General features: G+C 63.6%; 25 protein-coding genes. 8 read left to right on the forward strand and 17 right to left on the reverse strand.

The features are described from left to right. Position 1: 1 nt before the first annotated feature. The 6 genes from OE856_RS08690 to hemJ form a co-directional block, all read right to left on the reverse strand. On the reverse strand, positions 2–811 hold the full coding sequence (locus tag OE856_RS08690; protein ID WP_263715684.1) for a ParA family protein: 810 nt from the start codon (positions 809–811) through the stop codon (positions 2–4). Further along, on the reverse strand, positions 804–1,412 hold the full coding sequence (rsmG, locus tag OE856_RS08695) for a 16S rRNA (guanine(527)-N(7))-methyltransferase RsmG (protein WP_263715685.1): 609 nt from the start codon (positions 1,410–1,412) through the stop codon (positions 804–806). Before rsmG ends, OE856_RS08690 begins: the two co-directional genes overlap by 8 nt. After that, positions 1,409–3,274 (reverse strand): tRNA uridine-5-carboxymethylaminomethyl(34) synthesis enzyme MnmG, encoded by a 1,866-nt coding sequence (gene mnmG, locus OE856_RS08700; protein ID WP_263715686.1) that lies wholly within the window; start codon positions 3,272–3,274, stop codon positions 1,409–1,411. The genes rsmG and mnmG overlap by 4 nt, the downstream gene beginning before the upstream one ends. 12 nt (positions 3,275–3,286) lie before the next feature. Then, positions 3,287–4,573: a tRNA uridine-5-carboxymethylaminomethyl(34) synthesis GTPase MnmE gene (mnmE, locus tag OE856_RS08705; protein WP_263715687.1), complete on the reverse strand. Its 1,287-nt coding sequence runs from the start codon at positions 4,571–4,573 to the stop codon at positions 3,287–3,289. Further along, on the reverse strand, positions 4,573–5,844 hold the full coding sequence (gene rho, locus OE856_RS08710; RefSeq protein WP_263715688.1) for a transcription termination factor Rho: 1,272 nt from the start codon (positions 5,842–5,844) through the stop codon (positions 4,573–4,575). The genes mnmE and rho overlap by 1 nt, the downstream gene beginning before the upstream one ends. Before the next feature lie 125 nt (positions 5,845–5,969). Then, positions 5,970–6,419, reverse strand: a complete 450-nt coding sequence (gene hemJ, locus OE856_RS08715) for a protoporphyrinogen oxidase HemJ (protein WP_263715689.1) — start codon at positions 6,417–6,419, stop codon at positions 5,970–5,972. Positions 6,420–6,848: 429 nt separating this feature from the next. Here hemJ and OE856_RS08720 point away from each other — a divergent pair, with 429 nt between their 5' ends. The 4 genes from OE856_RS08720 to dnaQ are packed head-to-tail and all read left to right on the forward strand — an operon-like array spanning position 6,849 to position 9,601. Next, positions 6,849–7,448 (forward strand): Maf family protein, encoded by a 600-nt coding sequence (locus OE856_RS08720; RefSeq protein ID WP_263715690.1) that lies wholly within the window; start codon positions 6,849–6,851, stop codon positions 7,446–7,448. Continuing rightward, entirely contained in the window at positions 7,445–8,278 is an 834-nt protein-coding gene (locus tag OE856_RS08725; RefSeq protein ID WP_263715691.1) for a shikimate dehydrogenase, read from the forward strand. The genes OE856_RS08720 and OE856_RS08725 overlap by 4 nt, the downstream gene beginning before the upstream one ends. Further along, positions 8,275–8,874, forward strand: coding sequence for a dephospho-CoA kinase (coaE, locus tag OE856_RS08730; RefSeq protein ID WP_263715692.1), 600 nt, complete (start codon positions 8,275–8,277; stop codon positions 8,872–8,874). Before OE856_RS08725 ends, coaE begins: the two co-directional genes overlap by 4 nt. After that, positions 8,867–9,601: a DNA polymerase III subunit epsilon gene (dnaQ, locus tag OE856_RS08735; RefSeq protein WP_263715693.1), complete on the forward strand. Its 735-nt coding sequence runs from the start codon at positions 8,867–8,869 to the stop codon at positions 9,599–9,601. Before coaE ends, dnaQ begins: the two co-directional genes overlap by 8 nt. A gap of 37 nt (positions 9,602–9,638) precedes the next feature. Here the strand turns inward: dnaQ and secB are convergent, their stop codons facing one another. Next, positions 9,639–10,124, reverse strand: coding sequence for a protein-export chaperone SecB (gene secB, locus OE856_RS08740; RefSeq protein WP_263715694.1), 486 nt, complete (start codon positions 10,122–10,124; stop codon positions 9,639–9,641). A gap of 57 nt (positions 10,125–10,181) precedes the next feature. Further along, positions 10,182–10,664, reverse strand: a complete 483-nt coding sequence (locus OE856_RS08745; protein ID WP_263715695.1) for an FxsA family protein — start codon at positions 10,662–10,664, stop codon at positions 10,182–10,184. Between the two features lie 98 nt (positions 10,665–10,762). On the opposite strand from OE856_RS08745, the gene OE856_RS08750 reads away from it, so the two are divergent. Genes OE856_RS08750 through OE856_RS08760 form a run of 3 tightly spaced genes read left to right on the forward strand, consistent with a single transcriptional unit; the run spans position 10,763 to position 13,047 of the window. Beyond that, the gene (locus OE856_RS08750) at positions 10,763–11,425 is read left to right on the forward strand and encodes a Tim44/TimA family putative adaptor protein (protein WP_263715696.1); all 663 of its coding nucleotides are present in this window, start codon (positions 10,763–10,765) and stop codon (positions 11,423–11,425) included. Next, positions 11,422–12,456, forward strand: a complete 1,035-nt coding sequence (locus tag OE856_RS08755) for a murein transglycosylase A (protein WP_263715697.1) — start codon at positions 11,422–11,424, stop codon at positions 12,454–12,456. Before OE856_RS08750 ends, OE856_RS08755 begins: the two co-directional genes overlap by 4 nt. A gap of 3 nt (positions 12,457–12,459) precedes the next feature. Beyond that, complete coding sequence (locus tag OE856_RS08760; RefSeq protein WP_263715698.1) at positions 12,460–13,047, forward strand: Smr/MutS family protein; 588 nt, start codon at positions 12,460–12,462, stop codon at positions 13,045–13,047. Here OE856_RS08760 and OE856_RS08765 read toward each other — a convergent pair whose 3' ends face one another. From OE856_RS08765 to hslV, 3 genes are read right to left on the reverse strand one after another with little or no spacing between them, the layout of a single operon-like run. Continuing rightward, positions 13,048–14,127: an alpha/beta hydrolase gene (locus OE856_RS08765; protein ID WP_263715699.1), complete on the reverse strand. Its 1,080-nt coding sequence runs from the start codon at positions 14,125–14,127 to the stop codon at positions 13,048–13,050. It lies immediately after the preceding gene. A gap of 16 nt (positions 14,128–14,143) precedes the next feature. Beyond that, the gene (gene hslU / locus OE856_RS08770) at positions 14,144–15,451 is read right to left on the reverse strand and encodes an ATP-dependent protease ATPase subunit HslU (RefSeq protein ID WP_263715700.1); all 1,308 of its coding nucleotides are present in this window, start codon (positions 15,449–15,451) and stop codon (positions 14,144–14,146) included. Then, the gene (gene hslV, locus OE856_RS08775) at positions 15,448–16,005 is read right to left on the reverse strand and encodes an ATP-dependent protease subunit HslV (protein WP_263715701.1); all 558 of its coding nucleotides are present in this window, start codon (positions 16,003–16,005) and stop codon (positions 15,448–15,450) included. Before hslV ends, hslU begins: the two co-directional genes overlap by 4 nt. Positions 16,006–16,099: 94 nt before the next feature. On the opposite strand from hslV, the gene OE856_RS08780 reads away from it, so the two are divergent. Beyond that, on the forward strand, positions 16,100–17,047 hold the full coding sequence (locus tag OE856_RS08780) for an aminoglycoside phosphotransferase family protein (protein WP_263715702.1): 948 nt from the start codon (positions 16,100–16,102) through the stop codon (positions 17,045–17,047). Positions 17,048–17,095: 48 nt separating this feature from the next. Here the strand turns inward: OE856_RS08780 and trxA are convergent, their stop codons facing one another. Genes trxA through tsaE form a run of 6 tightly spaced genes read right to left on the reverse strand, consistent with a single transcriptional unit; the run spans position 17,096 to position 25,925 of the window. Beyond that, positions 17,096–17,416 (reverse strand): thioredoxin, encoded by a 321-nt coding sequence (trxA, locus tag OE856_RS08785; protein ID WP_263715703.1) that lies wholly within the window; start codon positions 17,414–17,416, stop codon positions 17,096–17,098. 59 nt (positions 17,417–17,475) lie between these two features. Beyond that, complete coding sequence (gene addA, locus OE856_RS08790) at positions 17,476–20,820, reverse strand: double-strand break repair helicase AddA (protein ID WP_263715704.1); 3,345 nt, start codon at positions 20,818–20,820, stop codon at positions 17,476–17,478. Continuing rightward, positions 20,810–23,764, reverse strand: coding sequence for a double-strand break repair protein AddB (gene addB / locus OE856_RS08795; protein ID WP_263715705.1), 2,955 nt, complete (start codon positions 23,762–23,764; stop codon positions 20,810–20,812). Before addB ends, addA begins: the two co-directional genes overlap by 11 nt. Then, positions 23,757–24,446 carry a nucleotidyltransferase family protein gene (locus tag OE856_RS08800; RefSeq protein WP_263715706.1) on the reverse strand — a complete coding sequence of 230 codons (690 nt, stop codon included), beginning with the start codon at positions 24,444–24,446 and terminating at the stop codon, positions 23,757–23,759. Before OE856_RS08800 ends, addB begins: the two co-directional genes overlap by 8 nt. Further along, the gene (locus OE856_RS08805; protein ID WP_263715707.1) at positions 24,422–25,447 is read right to left on the reverse strand and encodes an aminoglycoside phosphotransferase family protein; all 1,026 of its coding nucleotides are present in this window, start codon (positions 25,445–25,447) and stop codon (positions 24,422–24,424) included. Before OE856_RS08805 ends, OE856_RS08800 begins: the two co-directional genes overlap by 25 nt. Then, positions 25,434–25,925, reverse strand: a complete 492-nt coding sequence (gene tsaE / locus OE856_RS08810) for a tRNA (adenosine(37)-N6)-threonylcarbamoyltransferase complex ATPase subunit type 1 TsaE (protein WP_263715708.1) — start codon at positions 25,923–25,925, stop codon at positions 25,434–25,436. Before tsaE ends, OE856_RS08805 begins: the two co-directional genes overlap by 14 nt. Between the last annotated feature and the right edge of the window lie 41 nt (positions 25,926–25,966).

Below are 25,966 nucleotides of genomic sequence, written 5' to 3' on the forward strand. Positions count from 1 at the left end.
CTTATGCCGCGATCGCCGTGCCGCGTTTCAGCATTTCCCGCGCCAGCGCGCGATAGGCCTGCGCCCCGCGCGAGGTCGGATCGTAATCAAGCACCGGCATCGCGAAAGACGGCGCCTCGCTGACCCGCACGTTGCGCGGGATCACCGTTTCGAACACCAGCTCGCCCAGATATTCGCGCGCGTCCGATTCCACCTGCTGCGACAGGTTGTTGCGGCCGTCATACATGGTCAGCACCACGCCCTCGATCCGAAGGCTGGGGTTGGCGGTCTGGCGCAGCTCGCGGATCGACAGCATCAGCTGCGACAGCCCTTCGAGCGCGAAGAATTCCGATTGCAGCGGCACCAGCACCGAATGCGCGGCGACCATCGCGTTGACGGTCAACAGGCTAAGCGACGGCGGGCAGTCGATCAGAATGAAATCAAAGCCATAGGCATCAATCGCGGGCTGGCGCAGGGCGTCGTGCAGCAGATAGCTGCGCTTTTCGTTCGAAACCATTTCGATATCGGCAGAGCTAAGATCGGTGGTGGCAGGTGCGATCAACAGGCCCTCGACATCGGTACGGCGGATCACCTCGCTCAGCGGTGCGTCGTCCAGCAGCAGATCATAGGTGGTGCGGGTGCGCTGGTCGGGCTCGATGCCCAGCCCGGTAGAGGCATTGCCCTGCGGATCGAGGTCAACGATCAGCACGGTCAGCCCCTCGGCCACCAGCGCGGCAGCCAGGTTGATCGCGGTGGTGGTTTTGCCCACACCGCCTTTTTGGTTGGCAACGGCGATGATTTTCGGGCCAGCGGGCCGGCTTGGATCAGACATGGGAAAGCCCCTTGATTGCCAGGATGACGGCGTTTGAATCGGTTACGCTATTGGATTTCTGAACCTCGAAGCGCCAGTTTGCAAGCGCCTCGGTCAGTTCGGCCTGATGGTTTGCGCCCTTGGGGAAAATCGCCACACCATCGGGCAAAAGATGCCGCTGGGCAAAGCCCAACAGCACATCAAGCGAGGCCAGCGCCCGCGCCGACAGCACATCTGCGCCCAAGGGCGGCACATCCTCGATGCGTTCGGCGATCACATTCGCACGCACACCGGCCTCGCGGGCGACGGTACGCAGAAATGTCGCCTTGCGCTGATCGCTTTCCACCAGCGTGACTTGCATGTCGGGCGCATGCTCGGCGGCCAGAATCGCAATCACCATCCCCGGAAATCCGCCGCCGCTGCCCAGATCGGCCCAATGGCGGGCCAGCGGGGCCAACTGAAAGATCTGCGCGGAATCGACGAAATGCCGCGCCCAAGCGTCGGCCAAAGTGGACTTGGCGACCAGGTTGATCGCCGGATTCCACTTGTGCAGCAGGGATTCATAGGTTTTCAGGCGCTCGAATGTTTCACGTGAAACACTCAGCCCGGCCAGGTCACTCATGCGGATTTGCGCCCCATCTGGCGGATTTTGGCCAAAAGCAACGTCAGCGCGGCGGGGGTCATCCCATCCACGCGCCCCGCCTGCCCCAGCGTTACCGGGCGCACGCGGCCAAGTTTCAGCTTTAGCTCATTCGACAGGCCTTGCAGCGCGTCGTAATCGAAACCATCCGGAATCGCCTGCGCCTCGTCGCGCTTCATCGCCTCGACATCCATCTGTTGGCGACGGATGTAATTGGCATAGAGCGCATCGCGGGCGATCTGGTCGCTAATCTCGGGCGCGACATCGGTCAGCGCCGGTTCAAGCCGCGTGACATCGGCAAAGGTGACATCCGGAAACGCCAGCAAATCAAAGCCCGAACGGCGGTTGCCATCAGCATTCACCCGTATCCCGGCCTCGTTCAGCTGCTTGGGCGACAGGGCCATCGCATCAAGGATCTCGCGCGCCTTGCCCATCGCCTGCATCTTGTCGCCAAAGGCGCGGCGGCGGGCCTCGCCCACGCAACCCAGATCAATGCCCATGGGCGTCAGCCGCTGGTCGGCATTGTCGGCGCGCAGGCTCAGGCGGAACTCGGCGCGCGAGGTGAACATGCGATAGGGCTCGGACACCCCGCGCGTAACCAGGTCATCAATCATCACGCCGATATAGCTGTCGGTGCGGCTGAATGTGATCGGATCACGCCCCAGCGCCGCCAGCGCGGCATTCAGCCCGGCCACCATGCCCTGCGCGGCGGCCTCTTCATAGCCAGTGGTGCCGTTGATCTGCCCGGCCAGATAGAGGCCCGGCACATCCTTGACGGCCAGCGTCGCGGCCAGCGCGCGCGGATCGACGTAATCGTATTCAATGGCATAACCCGGCTGCAGGATCACCGTATCCTCTAGCCCGCGGATCGAATGAACATAGTCATGCTGCACATCCTCGGGCAGCGAGGTCGAGATACCGTTCGGATAGACCGTATGGTCGTCCAGACCCTCGGGTTCGAGGAAAATCTGATGCGAGGTCTTATCGGCAAACCGCACGATCTTGTCCTCGATCGAGGGGCAATAGCGCGGGCCGACGCCCTCGATATGGCCACCATACATGGCAGATCGTTCAAGGTTCTCGCGGATGATCTCGTGGGTTTTCTCATTCGTATGGGTGATGCCACAAGCCACCTGCCGCACGAACGGCGTCTTGTTCATAAAGGAAAACACCACCGGATCGTCGTCGCCCGGCTGTTCCTCGAGGATATCCCAGTTGATCGTGCGCCCATCCAGACGCGGCGGTGTGCCGGTTTTCAGACGGCCCAGCGGCAGGCCGAAACCATCAATCCGCTCAGCCAGCTTGACCGAGGGCTTGTCGCCCATCCGCCCGCCCGCACGCCGCACATCGCCAATATGGATCACGCCGCGCAGGAACGTGCCCGTTGTCAGCACGACAGACGCCGCGCGCAGCTCGGACCCATCCTCTAGCACCACGCCACATACCCGGTCGCCCTGCATGATCAGATCGGTCGCTTCGCCCTCGATCACGGTCAGGTTGGGCGTCGCGGCGATCATCTCTTGCATCGCGGCGCGATACAGCTTGCGGTCGGCCTGGGCGCGCGGGCCTTGGACAGCGGGGCCTTTGCGGCGGTTCAACAGGCGGAACTGGATGCCCGCCCGGTCGGCAACCTGCCCCATCAGCCCGTCCATGGCGTCAACCTCGCGCACCAGGTGGCCCTTGCCCAACCCGCCAATCGCCGGGTTGCAGGACATGGTGCCTAGGTCGGCCTGGCGCAGGGTGATCAGCGCCGTGCGCGCACCCAGCCGCGCCGCCGCATGGGCCGCGTCTGCACCGGCATGGCCACCACCGATGACCACCACATCAAAGTCGAGATGTTTCACGTGAAACACTCCTTACTTGCCAAGGCAAAAGCTGGCGAAGATCTCATCCAGAATATGTTCGACATCCACACGCCCCACCAACGAATCCAGCGCGCGGATCGCGGTGCGCAGGTCTTCGGCGGCCAGCTCTGCAAAATCAGGGCCCCGTAATACCTGATTCCGCGCCTCAGCAATAGAGGTCAGCGCATTCACAATCGCCAACCTGTGGCGTTCGCGCGTCGCGGTCACGGCGCGGGCAGCGCGGGTTTCCAGCCGGGCGGTGATATCGGCGATCAGTTCAGCCACGCCCTGCCCGGTTTTTCCTGATACTGCAGGGCCTTGGCCGGTGGACACATCCGCCTTGCCGCGCAGCACAATGTCATCAGCATCGGGCGTCAGGCCAAGGGTAGAACCCTCGGCATCCAGCAAAAACACCCGCAAATCCGCGGCCCGCGCCCGGTCGCGCGCGCGTTCAATGCCGATGCCTTCGACCACATCATCGGTTTCGCGCAGCCCGGCGGTATCCAGCACCGTCACGGGCAGACCGTGCAGATCCATCCGCACCTCGATCACGTCGCGGGTGGTGCCGGCATATTCGCTGGTAATCGCGGCCTCGCGCCCGGCGAGCGCGTTCAGCAACGTCGATTTCCCGGCATTCGGCGGCCCGACGATCGCCACCTCGAACCCCTCGCGGATACGTTCGGCAGCGGAAACGCCTTCGGCCTCGCGCAGCAGATCGGCCTCGGTGCGGTCCAGCAGGTCGAGCACCTCGGGCGAGACATCGACCGGCACGTCCTCGTCGGCGAAATCAATCGTGGCCTCCATCAGCGCGGCGGCGCGGATGAGATCAGACCGCCAGACCTCGGCCCGTTTGCCGATGGCGCCCGACAGAACCCGCAGCGCCTGCTTACGCTGCGCTTCGGTCTCGGCCTCGATCAGATCGGACAGACCTTCGACCTGGGCCAGGTCCAGCCGCTCGTTTTCAAGCGCGCGGCGGGTAAATTCGCCCGGCTCGGCCAGACGCAGCCCGTCGATGTCGGACAAGGCGCGCAGCACGGCCGTGACGGTGGCGGAGCTGCCATGGGTGTGCAGCTCGACCACCTCTTCGCCGGTAAAGCTGTGCCCGGCCTCGAACCGCAATACCAGGGCCTCGTCCAACACCTCATCCCCCTGGCGCAGCAGGCGCAAGGCAGCGCGGCGCGGGGTTGGCACATCCGCCCCCAAAGCAGACAGGGCCACACTTGCGTGCGGCCCCGAGATCCGGATGACAGCAACGCCCGCCTTACCGCGGGCCGTTGCCAAGGCATAGATCGTATCCATCAGGCATTCATTGAATCAAAGAATTCCGAGTTCGATTTGGTTTGCTTGAGCTTCGAAATCAGGAATTCGATCGCGTCGGTCGTGCCCATCGGGTTGAGGATACGACGCAGCACAAAGGTTTTCTGCAGGTCTTTCTGATCGACCAGCAGGTCTTCTTTCCGGGTGCCCGATTTCAGAATATCCATCGCCGGGAAGACGCGCTTGTCGGCGACCTTGCGGTCCAGCACGATCTCGCTGTTACCGGTGCCTTTGAATTCTTCAAAGATCACCTCGTCCATCCGGCTGCCGGTGTCGATCAGTGCGGTGGCGATGATGGTCAGGCTGCCGCCTTCCTCGATATTCCGCGCGGCGCCAAAGAAACGCTTGGGCCGTTGCAGGGCGTTGGCATCCACACCGCCGGTCAGAACCTTGCCCGACGACGGCACCACGGTGTTATAGGCACGACCAAGTCTTGTGATCGAGTCGAGCAGAATAACAACATCTCGTTTATGTTCGACCAGACGCTTGGCTTTTTCGATCACCATCTCGGCCACGGCGACGTGGCGGGTGGCGGGTTCGTCAAAGGTAGAGCTGATCACCTCGCCCTTCACGCTGCGCTGCATGTCGGTCACCTCTTCGGGGCGCTCGTCGATCAGCAGAACGATCAGATAGCATTCGGGGTGGTTGGCCTCGATCGAATGGGCGATGTTTTGCAGCAACACCGTCTTACCGGTTCGCGGCGGCGCCACGATCAGCGACCGCTGGCCCTTACCGATCGGCGACACCAGGTCGATGATCCGGGCCGAGCGATCCTTGATGGTGGGATCTTCGATCTCCATCTTCAGGCGCTCGTCGGGATAGAGCGGCGTCAGGTTGTCAAAGTTGATCTTGTGACGCGCGCGCTCGGGCTCTTCAAAGTTGATCTTGGTAACTTTGGTGATCGCGAAATAACGCTCATTCTCGCGCGGGGCCTGCATCACGCCCTCGACCGTATCGCCGGTGCGCATGCCGTGCTGGCGGATCATCTCGGGCGAAACATAGATGTCATCGGGGCCCGGCAGATAGTTCGCCTCGGGCGAGCGCAGGAAACCGAACCCGTCTTGCAGCACCTCAAGCACACCGTCGCCGGAAATCTCCCAGCCCTCTTCGGCGCGCTCTTTGAGAATGGCGAACATCATGTCGCCCTTGCGCATGGTCGAGGCGTTCTCGATCTCCAGCTCTTCGGCCATGGCCAAAAGATCTTTGGGGCTTTTCGCCTTGAGATCGGCGAGATTCAAACATTCCTGAGTCATTGGGAAAACCACGTTACGACCCACGCCAGGCGTTTCAGGGGTCAGGGAAGTGAGTATGGGAGTTTCACGGGCAGGACTGCCCTTCGCCCGTCACATAAGCCCCTGCGCGCCCCAAGTCAACAAAGTCAGAATTTCACAATCACCGACATGACGATCACGATCATCAAAACTGTCGGCACTTCGTTCATCATCCGGTAAGTCTTGCCGGGCAGAGTATTCGTGCCATTAACGAAATCTTTGCGACGATATCCCAGCCAGTGATGAAACCATGTCATGATCAGCACCGACACCGCCTTGGTCCAGGGCCAGACCGACGACCAGTCGACGATACCGGGCGTGAAGACCAGCATCAGGCCGAACACCCATGTCGCCGTCATCGCAGGGTTCATGATGAAGCGCAGCAGTTTACGCTCCATCATCTGAAACAGGGCATCCGTTTCACTGCCCACTTCGACGCGTTCGGTATGATGCACGAACAGCCTGGGCAGATAGAACAGCCCTGCCATCCAGCTGATCACCGAAATCACATGCAATGTCTTTGTCCAGGGATAGAGCCCCGCCAGAATATCACCCAAGGGTCTGATCCTTTCGATCCGGTCCAGTCAGGCCCTTCTTAAATAAATAAAGAAAGAAAAGAAAAGATGATGATGTTTGTAGGGCCTGTGGACAGTGTGGATTAATGATCTTTCCACGGTTTCATACACAGCTATGCCCGGTTGTGAATAGATGTGGGCGACTCGGCTGCTGGCGCAGAAAATTCATAGAAAATACATGTTTATTAACGACTTATGCTGATTTCCTTATGGCAGAGCCTGTGGATAGCCCTGCGGATGAAATCTGAAAGGCGCGCTTATCCCAACGCTGAAAATCTTGCCGCCCACAAGGAATAATATCGGGGTCATCCTTGACAAGATGCCGGCCATCTGGGGAATTCATCCAAAGGCCCGCATCTGTCCAGAAATCACCCCCGGCCTTATCGGGGGCTTATCCACAGGTTCATACCCATGCCCAAACCCGTGCTGTTGGCGTCAGGCTCTGAGATCCGGCTGCAACTGCTGCGTCAGGCCGGGGTCGATGTCACCGCCAAACCCGCCCGGATCGACGAAGATGCCATCCGCCACGCGCTAGAGGCCGAGGATGCCACCCCCCGCGACGTTGCCGACACGCTGGCCGAATTCAAGGCCCGCAAGATCGCCGAGAAACAGCCCGAAGCCCTGGTGATCGGCTGTGACCAGGTGCTGGAATATCGCGGCCAGATCCTGACCAAGCCCACCGATATCGACGACGCCCGCGACCAGCTGCGCCGGCTGCGCGGCAATCCGCATAAACTGTTGTCCGCCGCGGTGATCTATGACGGGATCGAGCCCGTCTGGCGCCATGTCGGCGAGGTGCGCCTGACCATGCGGCCCTTTTCGGATGCCTATCTGGACGACTATCTTGACCGCAACTGGCACAGCATTCGCCACGCCGTGGGTTGCTATAAGCTGGAAGAAGAAGGTGTGCGGTTGTTTTCACGGGTCGATGGCGACTACTTTAACGTATTGGGCCTGCCGCTGTTGCAGGTGCTGGCCTTCCTGACAACGAACGGAACATTACAGGCATGATCCAACGTCCCCCCCTTGCTGGTGTGATCGGCTCTCCGATCGGCCATTCGAAATCGCCGCGCCTGCATAATTTCTGGCTGAAACGCTATGGGATCGACGGGTTCTATATTCCGATGGAAATCGCGCCCGAGCATCTGGGCAAGGCGATGCGGATGCTGCCCAAGTTCGGCTTTGTCGGGCTGAACGTCACCATCCCGCACAAGGAAAAGGTGTTGGCCCTGGCCGATGAGGTCACAGATACCGCCCGCCGGATCGGCGCGGCGAATACGCTGGTCTTTGGCGAAAACGGCAAGATCCACGCCGACAACACCGACGGCTATGGGTTCATGACCAACCTGCGTCACGGCGCGCCCGACTGGGATCCGGCCTCGGGGCCGGCGGCGGTGCTGGGCGCGGGCGGCGCCTCGCGCGCGGTGATCGTGTCGCTCTTGGATGCGGGCGTACCCGAAATTCGCCTGTCGAACCGCACCCGTGGCCGGGCCGAAACCCTGGCGGCAGAGTTCGGCGACAAGATCAAGGTGCAGGATTGGGCTGATGCCGGCGATATGCTGGCCGGCGCCGCGCTGCTGGTGAATACGACCTCGCTGGGGATGGTCGGGAAGAAACCATTGAACATCGTTCTGGATGATCTCTCGCCCGATACGGTCGTGACCGATTTGGTCTATACGCCGCTGCGCACCGAGTTGCTGATCGAGGCCGAGGAAATCGGCTGCAAGACTGTCGACGGGCTGGGGATGCTGGAACATCAGGCCACCCCCGGCTTTGAGCGTTGGTTCGGCGTGAAACCCGAGGTCGACGAAAAAGCCCGCGCCGTATTGTTGGGCGCATGAGCAGGCCGTTTCTTCTGGGCCTGACCGGGTCGATCGGCATGGGCAAATCGACCACGGCGGCGATGTTCGCGGCGGCGGGCGTGCCCGTGTGGGATGCCGATGCCGCGGTTCACCGCCTTTATGCGCCCGGCGGCGCGGCCGTCGCCCCGATGCGCGGGCTTTACCCCGATGCGGTGATCAACGGCGAAATCAGCCGCGACGCGTTGAAAACCTGGATCGGCCGCGACCAAACCGCGCTGAAACAGATCGAGACGATCATTCACCCGCTGGTGGCCCGTGACCGCGCCGATTTCATCGCGCGTAATGCCGATCATGATATCGTGGTGCTGGATATTCCGCTGCTGTTCGAAACCGGCGCTGCGGGCGGGATGGATGCGGTGGTGGTCGTGACCGCCCCGGCCGATATTCAGCGCGCCCGCGTGCTGGAACGCGGCACCATGACCGAGGCGCAGTTCGAAACCATCCTGGCAAAACAGCTGCCCGACGTCGAGAAACGCGCCCGCGCCGATTACATTATTCAGACCACCAGTCTTGAGGCAGCGCAGGATGCAGTGAACGGCGTTCTGAAATCCATAAGGGGCAAGATCCATGCGTGAGATCGTTCTCGATACCGAGACCACTGGCTTTGACCCTGAAAGCGGCGACCGCATCGTCGAGATCGGCGCGATCGAGCTGTGGAACCACCTGCCGACCGGCAACACCTATCACCAATACATCAACCCGCAGCGGATGATGCCGCAAGCGGCGTTCCAGGTGCACGGCATCGGCCCCGACCTGCTGGAACCGCCCCAACCCGCTGCGCCCGGTGCGATCACTTTGGGCGACAAGCCGGTCTTTAGCCAGATCGGGCAGGCCTTTGTCGATTTCATCGGTGATGCGAAACTGGTGATCCACAACGCGGCCTTCGACATGAAATTTCTCAACGCTGAACTGCGCTGGATGGGTTTGTCGCAACTGCCCTGGGAACGCGCGGTCGATACGCTGACCATGGCGCGCGACAAGTTTCCCGGCTCGCCCGCGTCGCTGGATGCGCTGTGCCGGCGGTTCAGCATCGACAACTCGTCGCGCACGCTGCACGGGGCGCTGTTGGACTCGGAAATTCTGGCCGAGGTCTATCTGGAGCTGATCGGGGGTCGTCAGCCCGACCTGGTGCTGGGCGCGGCCAGTCAGGGCGGCGCGTCAGAAACCGGCGGCAGGTCTGATTGGCGCGTGCCGCCCCGGCCCAACCCCCTGCCCGCGCGTCTGACGGCCGAGGAATCGGCCGCGCATGAGGCGTTCGTCGCCAAGCTGGGCGATGGCGCCGTCTGGAAGAAATTCGGCTGAAATGAAAAACCCCGGCGCTGGGCCGGGGTTTGTCGGATCAGTTTGCCGGGCCGGCGTTTTCCGCCTGGGCCTGGGCGCGGCGCTGCGCCTCTTTGCGATAGAGTTCGATGAAATCGACCGGCTCGAGGTTGAGCGGCGGAAAGCCACCGTCGCGGGTGACATCGCTGACCACGCGGCGCACGAACGGGAAGATCATGCGCGGGCATTCGATCAGCAGGAACGGGTGCAGCTGGTCCTCGGCCAGACCCTCGATCTGGAACAGGCCGGCATATTCCAGCTCTAGCAGGAACAGCGGCGACTGATCGACCTTGTTCTGCGATTTGACGGTCAGCTTGGTGATCACCTCATACTGGTTTTCGACCGGGCGCTTTTTCGCGTCCAGCGCCACCTGCACCTGAATCTCGGGCTGAACGTCGCCCTTGACGCCCTTTTGCACCAGAAAGTTTTCGAACGACAGATCGCGGGTGTATTGACCCAGGATGTTCATCTTCAGCTGCGGCGCCTCGGCGGCTTGGTCGGTCATGTCATGCTCCTGACGAAACTGTGTTGGCGGGGTGCTTAGCAGATGGGCGCGCCCGCCTCAATGCCGCGTCCAGCCTGACGGCAACCGCGAGGCATCATCCGCCGGGGTCACGTCCTGGAACTCGCCATCAATGACATCATCGGGTTGCTGGCCGGGGTGCCGGTGCGGCGGCTGGGCGGTGGTAAAGGTCTGGATATGAATGCGTGATTTGATCCAGCGAAAGGCCATCGCGCGATTGCCGGGGATCAGCAGCAGGATGCCGACCGTATCGGTGAAAAACCCGGGCGTCAGCAGCAGAACCCCGGCGATCAGGATCATCGCGCCATGGGCCAAAGGTTCTGTCGGGTCGCTCATCTGTTCAAAGCTGCCGCGGATCTGCCCCATCGCCAGCGCGCCCTGCGCCCGCATCAGCGTGGTGCCGGCAATCGCGGTCAGCACGACAATGCCCAGCGTCGGCCACAGCCCGATCGCCCCGCCGACCTGCACGAACAGCGCGATTTCGATCAGGGGAACCGCCAGAAACAGCGCCAATAACCACATTTTCTTGCCTTTCTCATCAACGGGCCGTTAGCTGGACTTGACGCGACCCGTGCCTTACATAAGTGCAACGTGACAGTTTCTCAAACCCCCGGGCATTCATGAACCCTAGCATCATTCAGCTTCTGGTCCTTATAGGCGTCGCCGTTTTCCTGATCCTCAAACTGCGATCGGTTCTGGGCACGCGCGAAGGCTTTGAAAAACCGCGTGTTGACCTGCCCAAACCGGCAGAGCGCACCACGCATCGCGATTTTGAGGTGATCGAGGGCGGCGCCGATGCCGATATCACCGATCACGTGCCCGACGGCTCGGATGCCGCCAAGGCGCTGGCCGCGATGAAGCTGACCGAGCCGGGGTTCAACGTGGATCAGTTCCTGACCGGTGCGCGCGGTGCCTATGAAATGATTCTGATGGCCTTCGAGAACGGCGATATCGGGTCGGTTCAGGGCTTTCTGTCCGAGGACGTTTACGAAAGCTTCCTGTACGCGATTGCCGACCGCGAAGATAAGGGCCTGAAGATCGACGCTACCTTTGTCGGCCTGCGCGAGATCGAGCTGGTCAACGCCACCTTTGCCCGCGACACGAACGAGGCAGAGCTGACCGTGAAATTCGTGGGCGAGCTGACCTCGGTTGTGCGCAACACCGCCGGCGAGGTTGTCGAGGGCGACGCCAACCAGATCAAGCGTCAGCGCGATGTCTGGACCTTTGCCAGGGAAATGGGCGCGAACGATCCCAACTGGCAGCTGGTCGCCACCGGGGAATGATCGGTGCGCTGCGGTCGTTTGCCGCTGCGGTGGCTGTGACCGTGGCGGGCGCGGTGTCCGCATTGGGTGCGACTGCGGAAATCCTGCGGTTTGACGATCTTGAAGGCTGGGCCGATGACGATCACGCCGCGGCCTTTGCCGTTTTCCTGAACACCTGCGGCGATCTGGATGCCGACACCTGGGGCGCGCTTTGCGCCTATGCGCGCTCTGGCCCCGATCCGCGCGCGTTTTTCGAGCTGTTCTTTCGCCCCGTCCTGATCGGCGGCGAACAGCCCGCCCTCTTTACCGGCTATTTCGAGCCCGAGCTGAACGGCGCCCGCAACCCCGATGCGCGGTTTCGCTATCCGATCTATCGCACCCCGCCCGGCCTGACGCGCGGCCAGAAATGGCACAGCCGGGCCGAGATCGAAAACAACGGCTTGCTGCGCGGTCAGGGTCTGGAAATCGCCTGGGTCGATGACCCGGTTGATGTGTTCTTTCTGCAAATCCAGGGCTCGGGCCGCATTCGCCTGCGCGATGGCAATGCGTTACGCGTGGGTTATGGCGGCGCGAACGGGCATGAATACCGCTCGGTCGGGCAGGAACTGGTCCGCCGCGGCGTATTCCAGCCGCATCAGGTCTCGGCCCAGGTGATCCGCAACTGGGTGCGCAACAACCCGCGCGACGGGCGCGAGCTGTTGCAGCACAACCCGTCCTATGTGTTCTTTCGCCGGGTCACGAACGTGCCCGCCCATCTGGGCCCGCTGGGCGCGATGAACCGGTCGATCACCCAGATGCGCACCGTCGCGGTCGACCCCGCCTTTACCCCGCTGGGCGCCCCGGTCTGGATCGAGAAAGGTGGGCGTGGCCCGTTGCGGCGGTTGATGGTGGCGCAGGATACCGGCTCGGCCATCAAGGGGCCGCAGCGCGCCGATATTTTCTTTGGCACCGGCGATCAGGCCGGGCGCAACGCGGGTGCGGTGCGCGACGCGGGGCGGATGGTGGTGCTGTTGCCGATTGATCAGGCCTTTGCCCTGGCGCCGGGGGGTTGACCCATGGCGCGCAAGCCCCGCGACCTGAATCCAGACGAGCGCAGCCTGTGGAAAAAGGTGTCGGAAACCATCACCCCGATGCACAGCGATCTGCGCAAAAAAGGCTCTGATCCAGCCGAAAACGCCCCTGCACGGCCTCAGCCCCGGCATCCGGTCAAGCAGTTCAAGATCGGCCAGCGCGCGGCGCATGTTTTGCCCGGTCACGACCTGATGCCCGATCCGGGCGACCATATGCGCGCCGCGCCGCTGCGGATGGATCGCAAAACCCATCAGCGCATGACCCGCGGCAAGATGTCACCGCAGGCGCGGATCGACTTGCACGGCATGACCCTGGCCCGCGCCCACCCGGCGCTGATCGGGTTTATCTTGAACGCGCATGACGCCGGGCATCGGCTGGTGCTGGTGATCACCGGCAAGGGCCGCCACGCCCAGGATGACGGCCCGATTCCGATGCGGCCCGGCGTGCTGCGGCATCAGGTGCCCGGCTGGCTGCACGCGCCGCCGCTGGGAACGCTGGTGTTACAGGTCACGCCTGCGCATAAGAAACACGGCGGCGACGGGGCCTATTACGTCTATCTGCGCAGGTCGTGATCAGGGCGCAATCGCGCTGACCGGGGTCAAGACAACCTCGGTTGCCTCGCGCAGGGTTAGAACCGCGCCGCGCACCAGACCCACGCGCCCCGACTGATCGCCCGAGATCAGCGCCGCCACATCCGGCAGATTGGCCAGCATTGCAATCAGGGTCGGGCTGCTGGCGACGGTGAAATGGTTCATCGCATCACCCTTAAAATCGGTCACGTCGAGAACGGTGATATCCAGATCGGCCACCCTCTCGATGCTTTGCACATTGCCCAGACGGTTTCGTTCACCGGTCAGCCGCGCCGAAAGGGCCAGCGCGCGGTCGCGTTTCGACACGAAGATGAAAAACGGGTCAGGCAGCCGCCCGATCCGCGCCGCCTGAGACCGGAACACATCGATATTGATATCGGGTGAGATCAGCACAACCGCATCAACCTGACGCCTCGCCTGCCCGCGCCCGGCGATCTCGATCTGGCGCAGGGTTTCCATCGTAAGATGCGACCCCAGCGAATGCGCGACGATCAGTACATCGCGCGCCCCCGCCGCCCGCACGTCAGCGATCAGCCGTTCCAGCCCGTCGCGGGCAAACAGCGCGCTGTCGCGATCATAGGCATAGCCCATCGGGTTGCCGCGCGACGGCCAGGAATAATGCACCGCAACCGCCTTGAACCCAAAGTCATGGACGATCTGCGCGGTGCGGAACAGGCCTTCCGGGTAGGTGGTATTATACCCGTGAACAAAGATTACGACCTCGCCCTGCGCACTGGATCGCAATGCCTTGCGCAGGCTGTTTCGAAACGCCTGCGGGTCTGAAAACGCCGACTGACCGACAAGCGCAAAGGTCTTTTCGGGGTTCGACTTTGCAGCGACCTCTATCTTGCCGATCTGGTGATCGGGCGGAATAGACACGTCGACCTGGCCGTATTGAACAATCTCGCTGCGTGAAAACCCGAATGGCCCGGTTTCGTCTTCGCTGCGGCTGGCGGCAAAGAATACCGGGTAGATCCGGCCCGCATCGCTGGGCGGAACAATCTGATAGCCGGGACGCGGAGCGCAGGCGCCAAGAAGGAAGATTACCAACAGCAGGCGCATTTGCGGTCCTTTGATGTCAGAGCACGTAGCGGCTCATGTCGGCCGATTTCAGCAGCTCGCCCAGGTTTTCGTCAACAAAGGCGCTGTTCACCGTGACCGTGTCGCCCGAACGGTCGGGGGCGGTAAAGCTCAGCTCTTCGAACACCCGCTCCATCACGGTGTAAAGCCGCCGCGCGCCGATGTTTTCGATCGTGCGGTTCACCTCGGCGGCGATGCGTGCCAGCGCGGCGATGCCGTCCTCGGTGAAGGTGACGGTCACCTCTTCGGTGTTCATCAGCGCGGTATATTGCCGGGTCAGCGCGTTGTCTGTTTCGGTCAGGATGCGCACGAAATCGCCCTCGGTCAGGGCGCGCAGCTCAACCCGGATCGGCAGGCGGCCCTGCAATTCGGGCAGCAGGTCGCTGGGTTTCGCGATATGGAACGCGCCCGAGGCGATGAACAGGATATGATCGGTTTTCACCGCGCCATATTTGGTGCTGACGGTCGTGCCCTCGATCAGCGGCAGCAGGTCGCGCTGCACGCCTTCGCGGCTGACATCGGCGCCGCGCGCATCCGAGCGGGCGCAAACCTTGTCGATCTCATCCAGGAATACGATGCCGTTTTCCTGCACCGCCTCCAGCGCGGCGCGGTTCACGGTTTCATCATCCAACAGCTTGTCGGCCTCTTCGCCGATCAGCACCTCATAGCTTTCGGCGACAGTCAGCTTTTTCTTGACCGTGCGGCCACCAAAGGCCTTTCCGAAAATGTCACCGATATTCATCATACCCATGTTCTGACCGGGCTGGCCGGGGATTTCGAACATCGACATCGGGTTGCTGGTGTCGCTGACCTCCAGCTCGATCACGGTATTGTCCAGCTCGCCGCGCTTCAGCTTGCCGCGGAACATCTCGCGCGTTTGCTCGCGCGCGTCGGTGCCGGCGATCGCCTCGATCACGCGCTCTTCGGCGGCCTTGTGCGCGGCGGCTTTGACATCCTCGCGCATCCAGTTGCGGGTTTCGATAATGGCGTTATCGACCAGATCGCGGATGATCTGTTCGACATCACGGCCCACATAGCCGACCTCGGTGAATTTCGTCGCCTCGACCTTGATAAAGGGCGCGCGGGCCAGTTTTGCCAGGCGGCGTGAGATCTCGGTCTTGCCCACACCGGTGGGGCCGATCATCAGGATGTTTTTCGGATACACCTCGTCGCGCAGATCATCGCCCAGCTGCTTGCGACGCCAGCGGTTGCGCAGCGCCACGGCAACGGCGCGCTTGGCGTCATTCTGGCCGATGATGAAACGGTCAAGCTCGGATACGATTTCGCGGGGGGTCAGATCGGTCATTTGCTGATGGTCTCCACGGTCAGGTTGCCGTTGGTGTAAACGCAGATATCGGCGGCAATCACCATGGCCTTGCGGGCGATCTGTTCGGCATCCAGATCGGTCTCCATCAGCCCGCGCGCGGCGGCCAGTGCGAAATTCCCGCCCGAGCCGATCGCGGCCACGTTATGCTCGGGCTCCAGCACATCGCCCGCGCCGGTGATCACGTAAATCTCGGCCCCATCGCTGACGATTAGCATCGCCTCTAGCTTTTGCAGGTATTTGTCGGTGCGCCAGTCCTTGGCCAGCTCGACCGCGGCGCGCTGTAGCTGGCCGGGGGTTGCCTCTAGCTTGGTTTCCAGCCGCTCCAACAGGGTGAACGCATCGGCGGTCGACCCGGCAAAGCCGCACACAACGTCATGCCCGCCCGGAGACAGGCGGCGCACCTTGCGCGCGGTGCCCTTGATCACGGTTTGGCCAAGGCTGACTTGCCCGTCACCCGCGATCACCACCGTGCCGCCGCGTTTGACGCCGATGATGGTTGTGCCGTGCCAGCCGGGGAATTGATCGTCAGCCATTGGGGTCTCCTCTTCTGTCCGGCCTATATGGGGGTGGACATGCAAGTCGCAAGTCGGTGACATTGAGAGGTAACCTAGAGCAGCCGGATTGAAAATGCGCGATTTCGAACAGGCATTGGCGATGTTTGCCAATCTGGCCCCACGCGCGGGCCTGCCCGCAGAGGGCTGGGTGCCTGCGCTGTTGGCGCGGCGTCACGATGCCCAGGCCCATCGCATCGTTGTCGCCTTGACCCATCCCGACCTGCCCGAGGTGATCCTCAAGGCGCAATTCATGCCCGAAGACGGCATTGATTTCGTGCAATCAGTCTCTGTTCAGGCCGAACTGGCCGATCGCCTGCCCGGTGTCGCCCGAGTTTTGGCGCGCGACGATGCGGCGCAGGTGGTGCTGATGCAGCGTCTGCCGGGCCGCACCCTGTTCGATCTGTGTGCCAATACGCCGGTCGAAACCCATGCCGAACCGCTGCGTGCCGCCGGGCGCTGGCTGGCGCAGCTGCACGGGCTTGATGGCCCCGAAGACCGGGTGTTTCAGCCGAAATTTGCCCTTGCCCAGATCGACCGGCTAGAGGCAGCGGTGTCGCAGGGCCAAAGCAGCGTCGCCCGCCGCCCGCAATTTATGGATTGCTTGGCCGCGATGCGCGACAACCCGCCTGTGGGGGCCGAATGCCTGACCAAGGCCGGGCGCGGCCATGGCGACCTGAACCCGCGCAACCTGATGATTGATGGCGATACGGTCGGCGCGCTTGATTTCCGCCCCACCCGCATTGTGCCCGTCGCCCATGACCTGGCGCGGTTGTTCACCCATTACGGCGCCTTCCTGCCAGAACTGTCCGATTGCGGCGGCCCCCTGCCCGGCGTCGATACTACACCGTTCTTCGAGGGCTATGACCTGATTGGCCCCGATGATCACTCGCTGGCCTATCTGATGCGGATGCGGCTGCTGTTTGACTGGGCCGCCATCCCAAAACACCAAAGCCGTCGCAGCCCGGCGCAGCAGATCCGTTTTCGCGGCATTCGTCGGCTGATCGACCGCGCCTTTCCATGAAAAAGGGGCGCCAAAGCGCCCCTGATCGTTGGTCTTGCCGGTCTGGCCTTAGATCGAATCTTCGATCCAGCCCTTCAGCGCGGCCTTGGGTGCGGCGCCGATCTTGTTCGACACGACCTGGCCGTCCTTGAACAGGAACAGCGCCGGAATGCCGCGCACACCCATCTGCGCGGGCGAATTCGGGTTCTCGTCCACGTTCACTTTGACGATCTTGACCTTGCCGTCCATCTCTTCGGACAGCTCTTCCAGCGCGGGGCCGATCTGTTTGCAGGGGCCGCACCACTCGGCCCAGAAATCCACGACGACGGGAATGTCGGCGGCTATTACTTCTTTGTCGAAAGTGGCGTCGGTGACGGCTACGGTTGCCATGATGGCTCTCCTTGGCAGCGGATAAGTTGCCGAAAACCTATGGAGCGCCCCGCCTAACGTCAAGATGTCGTTGCGTCGCGCAGCGCCACTGCAACGAGTTGTGATGGCAACGTCATCAGCTGGGCGGTCGCCGTCCACAAGATCGCGGTCTCGATCCGGCGGCCCGGATAGATCTGTTCCAGCGCGGCCGCATAGGCCCCCATTTGCCGCAAAATCCCGCCCGGCACATCCTCGGGCCGGCCGGGGACCACGGCGTTTGATTTGTAGTCAATGGCTAGAACATGATCGGGCCCGACGATCAGCCGATCGATCGCGCCCAGGATTGGCGCGTCAAATCCGGGCAGATGCGCGGTGATCTCGACCTCGCACAGCGCATGGGGTGTAAACACATGGGACAAGTGTGGCGCGGTCAAAATAGTCTCTGTTTCAGCGTAAATCGCGTCAAACCAAGGCGGTGCCTCTGCTCCGATCAGGCGGCGGGCCAGCGCGGGGCGCTGCTCGGGCGGGTGATTTGGCAAATGCTCCAACAACAGATGCAAATGAGTGCCGCGCAGCTTGGCCTGATCTTCGGGCAGGCCCTCGCCCTCGCCCGGCAGCGCCTTTGCGCCGCCCAGATCGGACGGCGATACCAGCTGTGGCGGGCGCTCGGGCGTCGGCACCGGTTGCCGCGCCCAGCCGGGCAGTTCGGGCGCGGGCGGCGTGTCGCGCGCGGCCGTTTCGGCGGCCCCCGACCAATCGCCCAATTCCAGCCGCAGCCCCGGCCCGTTGGCAAACTCATGCACCACCGCGCCGCTGCGCTGCATCCCCTCGGCCACGCGTTCATACCAGCTATTGCCCTTGTCCAGCTCGCCGGCGGCGCAGGTGATTAGCCATTGTTCGGCCCGGGTCATGGCGACGTAAAGCAGCCGGTTGCGTTCCTCTTCCTGCTTGTCGCGCAAGGCGCCCATCGCGGCCTCGATTGCTGGCGGCGCGTCCTCGGCGTTGGTTTTCCACAGCACCGCATCGTCATTTGCCAGCAGATGATCCTGAATCTTGATCTCGCGCTTCGCGGTGTCGGGCAAGATCACCACCGGCGCCTCAAGCCCCTTTGACCCATGCACCGTCATCACCCGAATGCGGTCGCCTGCGCTGTCGGGCTGGCGCTTGATCTCGACCTCGCCCGACTGCATCCAGGTTAGGAATCCGGTCAGGCTGGGAACCTCGCTGCGCTCATAGGCCAGCGCCTGAGACAACAGCGCGTCGATGCCATCTTCGGCCTCTTCGCCCAGCCGCGCGATCAGGCGGCGGCGGCCATCATGGCGGGTAAGAACCCGTTCAATCAGGTCATAAGGCCGCAGGAAATCAGCATCGCGCATCAAGGCTGACAGCATCGAAACAGTCTCTGTCCCGGCCCAATCGGCGTCACGCAGCGCCGCCCACAGATAGCTGCGCCCCCGCCCCGCTGCCAGCCGATACAGCATCGCCTCGTCCCAGCCAAAGAGCGGCGACTTCAGCGCGCAGGCCAGCGCATAGTCATCTTCGGGCGTGGCCAGAAAGGCCAAAAGCGCGGTCAGATCCTTGACCGCCAGCTCGCCCCCGATTTTCAACCGATCCGCCCCCGCAACCGGCAGGCCGGCGGATTTGCAGGCACGGATGATTTCGTGAAACAGCTCGCTGCGCCGCTGCACAAGGATCAGCACATCGCCCGCCCGCAGCGGCCGGCGACCGCGATCCTTGTCGGCCAGGCTTTCGTTCTCGATCATATGGGCGATCTGCGCCGCGATCTGATTGGCCAGTCGCACCACGTGATGCTCGGGCGACAGCAGATCGCGCGGATCTTCCCAATCTTCGGGGTCGTCGCTGCCCGATTTGTCGAACGGCGCCCACAGATCGACGCGCCCCGGCAGGTCAGCGTTAAACGCGCGGTGCAGGATGTCATCGCCAATGCCGCGCCGCGCGTTTTCGTGAAACGTGTTGTCGACCACGCCCAAAATAGCGGGCGACGAGCGGAAGGAATATTCCAGCTGAGTCGTGACCAGCGGCGTATCCGCAGGCAAGCGCGCGTGAAAATGGTCGCACATCTGATCAAACCCATCAGGATCGGCGCCCTGAAAGCTGTAGATCGACTGTTTCTTGTCGCCCACCACAAAGATCGTGCGCTGAATGTCGTCGCGCGCCCCCTGCCCGGCGGCGAATTCGCGGCTCAGCAGGTCGATCACCTGCCATTGCAGCGGGCTGGTGTCCTGCGCCTCGTCGACCAGGATGTGATCAATGCCACCGTCCAGTTTGAACAGCACCCATTCGGCGACATCGGGGTCGGTCAGCAGGGCGCGGGTTTTCAGGATCAGGTCGTCGAAATCAAGCCAGCCATGACGCAGCTTGCGATCATCATAACGGCGCAGAAACGGCGCGGCGAACTGATGCAGGGCCAGCGTCTTGCGCGCAGACATCAGCCCCAGCCGCAGCGGCCGCGTATCGGCGACGCGCTGCATCAACTGCTCGATCTGCGGCATCAGACCGGCCAGACCGGCGCGGGTATCCTTTGTTGGAAAAGAGCCTATCTTGGCTCCAAACGGTGTTTTCGCGGATTTACCCGTCAGGAAAGGCCCTTCGAGCGCCTCTAGGTCCGCCAGGCCAAACGGTGCGCGAACACCAGCCAGAGCCGCCCCCGCCCTGACGTCCAGCGACGACCCCGCCAGCAGCGCCGGCACCAGTTGCGACAACAGGCTTTCCTCTGACCCCAAAAACACCCGCGACAACACGCCGGCCTCATCCAGATCGGCGGGCAGCCCATGCGCGGCCCAGATCGCAGCCGCATCGGGTGCGGTCGGAAAATCGGCGCGGCGACTGGCGATCTCGGCGGTCAGGGCGTTGATATCGGCCCCGCCCATATGCCGCGCCAGCGCGATCAGCGCCCCGGCATCGGCGCCTTGGGCCATCTCGTCAACGATCTCGGCCCGCAATTGCTGCGCGGCGCGGTCGTCCATTTCGACGAATTGCGGTGAAACCCCCGCCTCTAGCGGAAAGCGGCGCAGGATCGCGGCGCAAAAGCTGTGGATCGTCTGAATTTTCAGCCCGCCGGGCGTCTCGATCGCGCGGGCGAACAGCTGCCGCGCCCGGCGCAGCGTGGCGTCATCGGGCCGGTGATCAAGGCCCAGATCCGCAAGCCGATTGATCAGATCGCGCTGATCCAGCATCGCCCATTCGCCAAGCCGCTGGAACAGACGGTTCTGCATCTCGCTGGCGGCGGCCTTGGTATAGGTCAGACACAAGATCTGCTGCGGCTCGACCCCGTTCAGCAACAGCCGCGCCACCCGGTTGGTCAGAACCCGAGTCTTGCCCGAGCCCGCATTGGCCGACAGCCAGGTCGAGCACTCCGGCCGCGCGGCCTGAACCTGGCGTTCGCTGGCGGCATCACGTCGCATCGCCCACCTCCTGCGGTTCGGGGTCGTCGGTCTCATCCCATTCGCCATAACGGGCAAGGTGGTCGTAATCATGGGTCTCGGCCCGCGCCATCACCGCCCGGCGCGATACATAGCCCTGCGCGCGTTCGCCATAGCGGTCGATCAGCTGCCCCAGCTTGGCCAGGGTTTCATCCGCCGCGCCCGGTTCCAGCTGGTTCTTGCCCTCGCCGGGCTTTGAACCCAGCCCGATATAGGCGGCATGGCTGACGGGTGACGGCGGCAGATCGCCAAAGCCGGTGCGCTCGGCAATCGCGGCCTCTAGCAGCAGCTGCTTGTCGAACAGCTTGACCTGTTTGGGCGACGGCGGCTGCCCCGATTTGTAGTCGAAGATCGCCAGCGTGCCGTCATCGCGCTGGTCGACCCGGTCGGCCTCGGCGCTAAGAACAAACCCGTTTTGCAGTGTAACAGAGCCTCTTTCTTCCAGCAAAGCGGGCTTACCAATCTCCTGGCGCTGGTATTCTTCGGTCAGGAAATGGTCGATGACCTGCTCCAGCCGCACGCGCCAGATTTGCCGTGTCGCGGGCCAGGGCGCTTGCGCGTCAAACACGCGGTCGGCAATGGCCAACAGGTCGGCGCGGGCGATGTCGCGGTCGGGCGAAACGCCGGCACGCAGGAATTCTTCGAACACCTTGTGCAAGATCGTGCCGCGCACCCGCGGTTCGGGCTGCCGCGCCAGCGGATCAAGCGGCCGCAGCCCCAGCACATATTGCGCGTAAATCGCATAAGGGTCGCGGATCAGCGTCTGAATCCGCGTCACCGACAGGCGTTTGGGCCGCACGCCTGTGGGCGGCTGCGGCGCGGGCCGGCGGGCGGGCGGAATGCGCTGGGCGGGCTCATCCAGTCGCGCGGCCATCGCCATCAAATCAGCTCCGCGCCGGCGCATCTCGGCCAACGCATCCTTGCCGCCCTGGCGTTCCAGCCCGTCCAGCAGGTTGGTCATCCGGTTCAACCAGCGCGACGGCACAGTCTCGGCCTCGGCATCCCGGATCGCGCGGGTCAGGATCACCTGGCGCGACGCCACCGCCTGTTGAAAATCATGCGCCGCAAGGCCGATACGCCGTTCGGGCAGCAACAGGCCCAGCCGCGCGCGCATGTCGCGGTTCAGCCACGGATCGGGCGGAGGCAGTTGCGGCCAGCTGCCCTCGTTCAGCCCGCCAAGGATCACCAGATCGGCGCCCTGAACGCGGGCCTCAAGCGTGCCCCAGATCAGGATGCCGGGGTGCGGGCGCAGCGGGTCGTGCACCTCTTGGCCGGTCAGAATAGAGCGCAGCAGATCGCCGTATTCGCGCGGGGTCATCTCGCCGCCATGCCCGGCCTCGTCGCGCAGCGCGGCAATCGCCGCGCGCGTGGTTTCGCCCGCCGCCTTGTCCCACAGTCCGCCCGCGCCTTGCCCGTCGGGGCCGGCGGCGCAGCATTCGGTCAGTGCGATATGCCGGTCGATCTGGGTCAAAAGCGGCTCTGTTCCGGCAGAAAACAGCCCGTTCAGCAGCTCACCCAACCATGCCGCCCAGGCGGCGACGCCCTCGATTGTCGGGTTCGCCCCGGCCCAGGCCGTCAGTATATCGGCGTCGATAAAGGGCACGGAATTGCGACGCAGTTGCAATTCCAACTCGCGCGTGGCCAACAGATGTGGCCCGCGAGACTGCGGGGTCGAACAGGTCAGCGGATGTTTCAAAACGGCCAGCACCGCATCCGAAGTCGCCACCCGCCCGCGCAGCTCGGCTAGTTGACGCAACAGGCGTCCAGGCGCGGAAAGGTGCAACGGCGTGCCGGCGCTGTCATCGGGCTCAGCCCCCCAGCGATCAAGCGCGGCGGTCACCTGACGTGTCAGCATCCGGTCGGGCGAGATCAGCGCGGCCGTCTGCCCCGCCTCGGCCGCCTGCCGCAAGGCCAACGCGATCGAAAGGGCCTCATCCCGCGGCGACGGCGCCTCGATCAGGGTCAACCCGTCGGTTGCTTCGGCCAAATCGGTCAGATTGCGGCCCTCGTCCAGCCATTGATCGGTGACGGGCGCGGGGCGCAGCGCTAGCGAAATCAGGCGGTTTCGGGCCGGGTTAGGCTCTGTTTTGGCCTCAACCCAGGCCCGCGTGTCGGTCGGATGCAGCTCGACCATGTCGGCCAGCCGTCGAAACCGAAATTGCGGGTGGTCCTCGGCGGTCAGCGCATCGGCCATGCCGTCCCAAACCGGGGCGCCGAGGTTGAAATCGAACCCGGGCAGCACCACCGCCCCCTGCGGGAGCCGCGCGACGGCCGCCATGAACAGCGCGGTCGCGCCCCGCGACCCGGTCGAGCCCGCGACAATCATCGGATGCTGGGGCGGGTTTTGCTTCCAGCGGTCGGCCAGCATTTCGGCCGCCAGGCGATTGCGCGCCTCGCGGTCCGGGGCCATGCGGGCCTCGTCGCCAAAGAACTGTTCGACCAGCGTGATAAAGCTGCGGCTGCGCGCCCAGTGGGCCGACAGGTGCGACAGGTCAAGCTGATGCAGCGCCTCGGGGCCGACGCCCTCGCCCTGCATTTCATCCATCAGGGCGGCCAGGCTGTCGGCCAGATCAAAGGCCGAGGCGCGTGGTGCCAGGTCGGGTTGGGCATCCAGCAGGCGGGCGATTAACTGGGCCAGCTCCAGCCGCCGCCGCAGGGCTGGCACCGCAGCGGGCAGTTCCGCCATGTCGCCAAGCGCGGTGATCAGCCGGATGCGCGGCAGAATCCGCGGCTGGCCATCGGCCAGCAGCTCGATCAACCGCCGCCGCATCCGCTGCGTGTTCACGATGATTTCGACCCGACCCCAATCCTCGGGCGGGGCATTTTTCAGTCTCTGTTCCAGCCCGATCAGCAGGTTTTTGGGGAAGTCCGCGCCGGGCGGCAGGCCAAACAGACGCGGCCCGGGCTCGGTAAACAGCTTAACCATCCGCAAGCATCTTTTCCGCGATCTCGATGCCCTCGGGGTGGCCGACATCGCACCATCCGCCGGGATGAACCACGCCGAACACGCGTTCGTCCAGCAGCATCGAATCCCACAGCAAGTTCAGCGAAAACGCCGGGTCGGGGATGATGGCCAGCCCCTCGGGGCGGATGATCTGGGCGCCGGTATAGACATAGCCGGGGCCGCGCGTCAGGTGGCCCGCGTCATCCATCGAAAAATCGCCCTCGCCCGCATGGGCCAGCGCGCGATCGGCCGAGATCAGCAGCAACAGCGCGTCCATCTTGGCCGGGTTCCAGGCGCGGGCCAGTGTGGTCAGCGGCGACGGGCCGGTCCAGACCGCATCGGAATTCACGGTGAAAACCGGCCCCGCGCCCAACAGCGGCAGTGCCTTGCGCAGCCCGCCGCCGGTTTCCAAAAGGTTATCAGATTCATCCGACAGCGCGATATCGGGCCGGTCGGACAGATGCGCGGCGACCTGATCGCCCAGATGATGCGTGTTCGCCACGATCCGCGCCGGGCCATGCGCGTCGATCTGGGTCAGGGCGTGGTCGATCAGCGTCTTGCCCCCAACCTTGATCAGCGGCTTGGGGCAGGTGGCAGTCAGCGCGCCCATGCGGGTGCCGCGCCCGGCGGCGAACAGCATCACCGCGTCAGGATGGTCTTGCATTTCGACTTTATCCTTTCGCGGATTTCGGGCGTGGGGGCGGGCAGGGTGGCCAGCACGGTTTGTTTCAGCCCGGCCAGCGCGGGGTGGTCGAGGTCTTGCATCAGATAAGACCACACCCGCGGCATCAGGTCGACATAATGCGCCTTACCGTCGCGAATACATAGCCGCGCAAAGACGCCGATGATCCGCAGGTTGCGCTGGGCACCCAGCGCGGCATAGGCGGCGCGGAACCGGTCGTCGGGCTGGCCGGTGGTGGCGATATAGCGGGTCAGCATCGCGCGCTGTAGAGCGAGCGGCACGTCGCGGCGCGCGTCCTCTAGCAGAGACACCAGATCATAGGCCGGGTGGCCAGCCATACCGTCCTGGAAATCCAAGAGGCCGACCCGCGCAACCCCGTCGCGATCGGGCAGCCACAGCAGGTTTTCGGCGTGATAATCACGCTGAATCAGCACGGGCGTTTCGGGGGCAAGATCGGTTAAAACAGTCTCTATCTCGGCCTGAAACGCCTGTTTTTGTTGCGCGCTGGTGGGTTGGTCGGCACCGGGAAGATACCAGTCATGCACCAGCGCCGACAGGCTGGCCATCAGAGGCGGATCATAAGCGGGCAGGTCAGTCGGGGCAGGGTGGTCGTGCAGCTTCGCCAGCAGATCGGTGGCGCAGGCATATATGGGGTCTTCCAGCGCGGGGTCGCGCTTGACCGCGCGGGCAAAAAGATCATCGCCCAGGTCTTCCAGCAGCAGAAAGCCCTGCGCGGTGTCCTCGGCCAGGATGCGCGGGGCCGACAGGCCAAGATCGCACAGATGGCGAGCAATGCGAGTAAAGGGGCGCACGTCTTCGCCCTTGTTGGTGGGGGCATCCATCAGCACGGCCGTGGTGCCATCGGGCCGGGTCAGGCGATCATAGCGCCGGTTCGAGGCATCGCCGGCCAGCGGAGCGACGCTGGCATCGCCCCAACCTGCGCGCGCGATGAAATCCCGCGCTTGCGCGTCACGCTGTGTCATCAAGGCATCCTTTCAGGGTCGCGGCCCAGCGCGGGTCGTCTGACGCGATGGTCAGCGCACGGCTGTCATCGGCATTGGCGGCAAAGCCAAGCACCAGCGCGCCCGGCGGGGTCAGGTCGGCCAGCCGGTCGGGCCATTCCACGAGGCATAGCGCGGATTCGAACGCGTCGATCAGGCCCAGCTCGATCACGTCATCGGGGTGTGACAGGCGGTAAAGATCGGCATGCCAGATTTCCAGATCGCCGGCCTCGTAGGTCTGAACCAGGGTAAAGGTGGGCGAGGGCACGTCTTCGAACGCATCGGCCTGCGCAAGCAGGTGCTGGATCAGCGAGCGGGCGAAATGGGTCTTGCCCGCGCCGATCGGCCCCTGCAGCAACAGCACGTCGCCCGGCCCCAGGCGCGGCGCGATACAGGCGGCCAGCGCGGCGGTGTCCTCGGGCAGGGGCAGGGTCAGCGAATGGGCGAATGCGGCGGTCATGGCCGACAGTTTTAACGCCCCCCCGCGCGCCCGCAAGCGCG

This window comes from Actibacterium sp. XHP0104 (genome assembly GCF_025751515.1).
Lineage (GTDB): Bacteria > Pseudomonadota > Alphaproteobacteria > Rhodobacterales > Rhodobacteraceae > Actibacterium_D.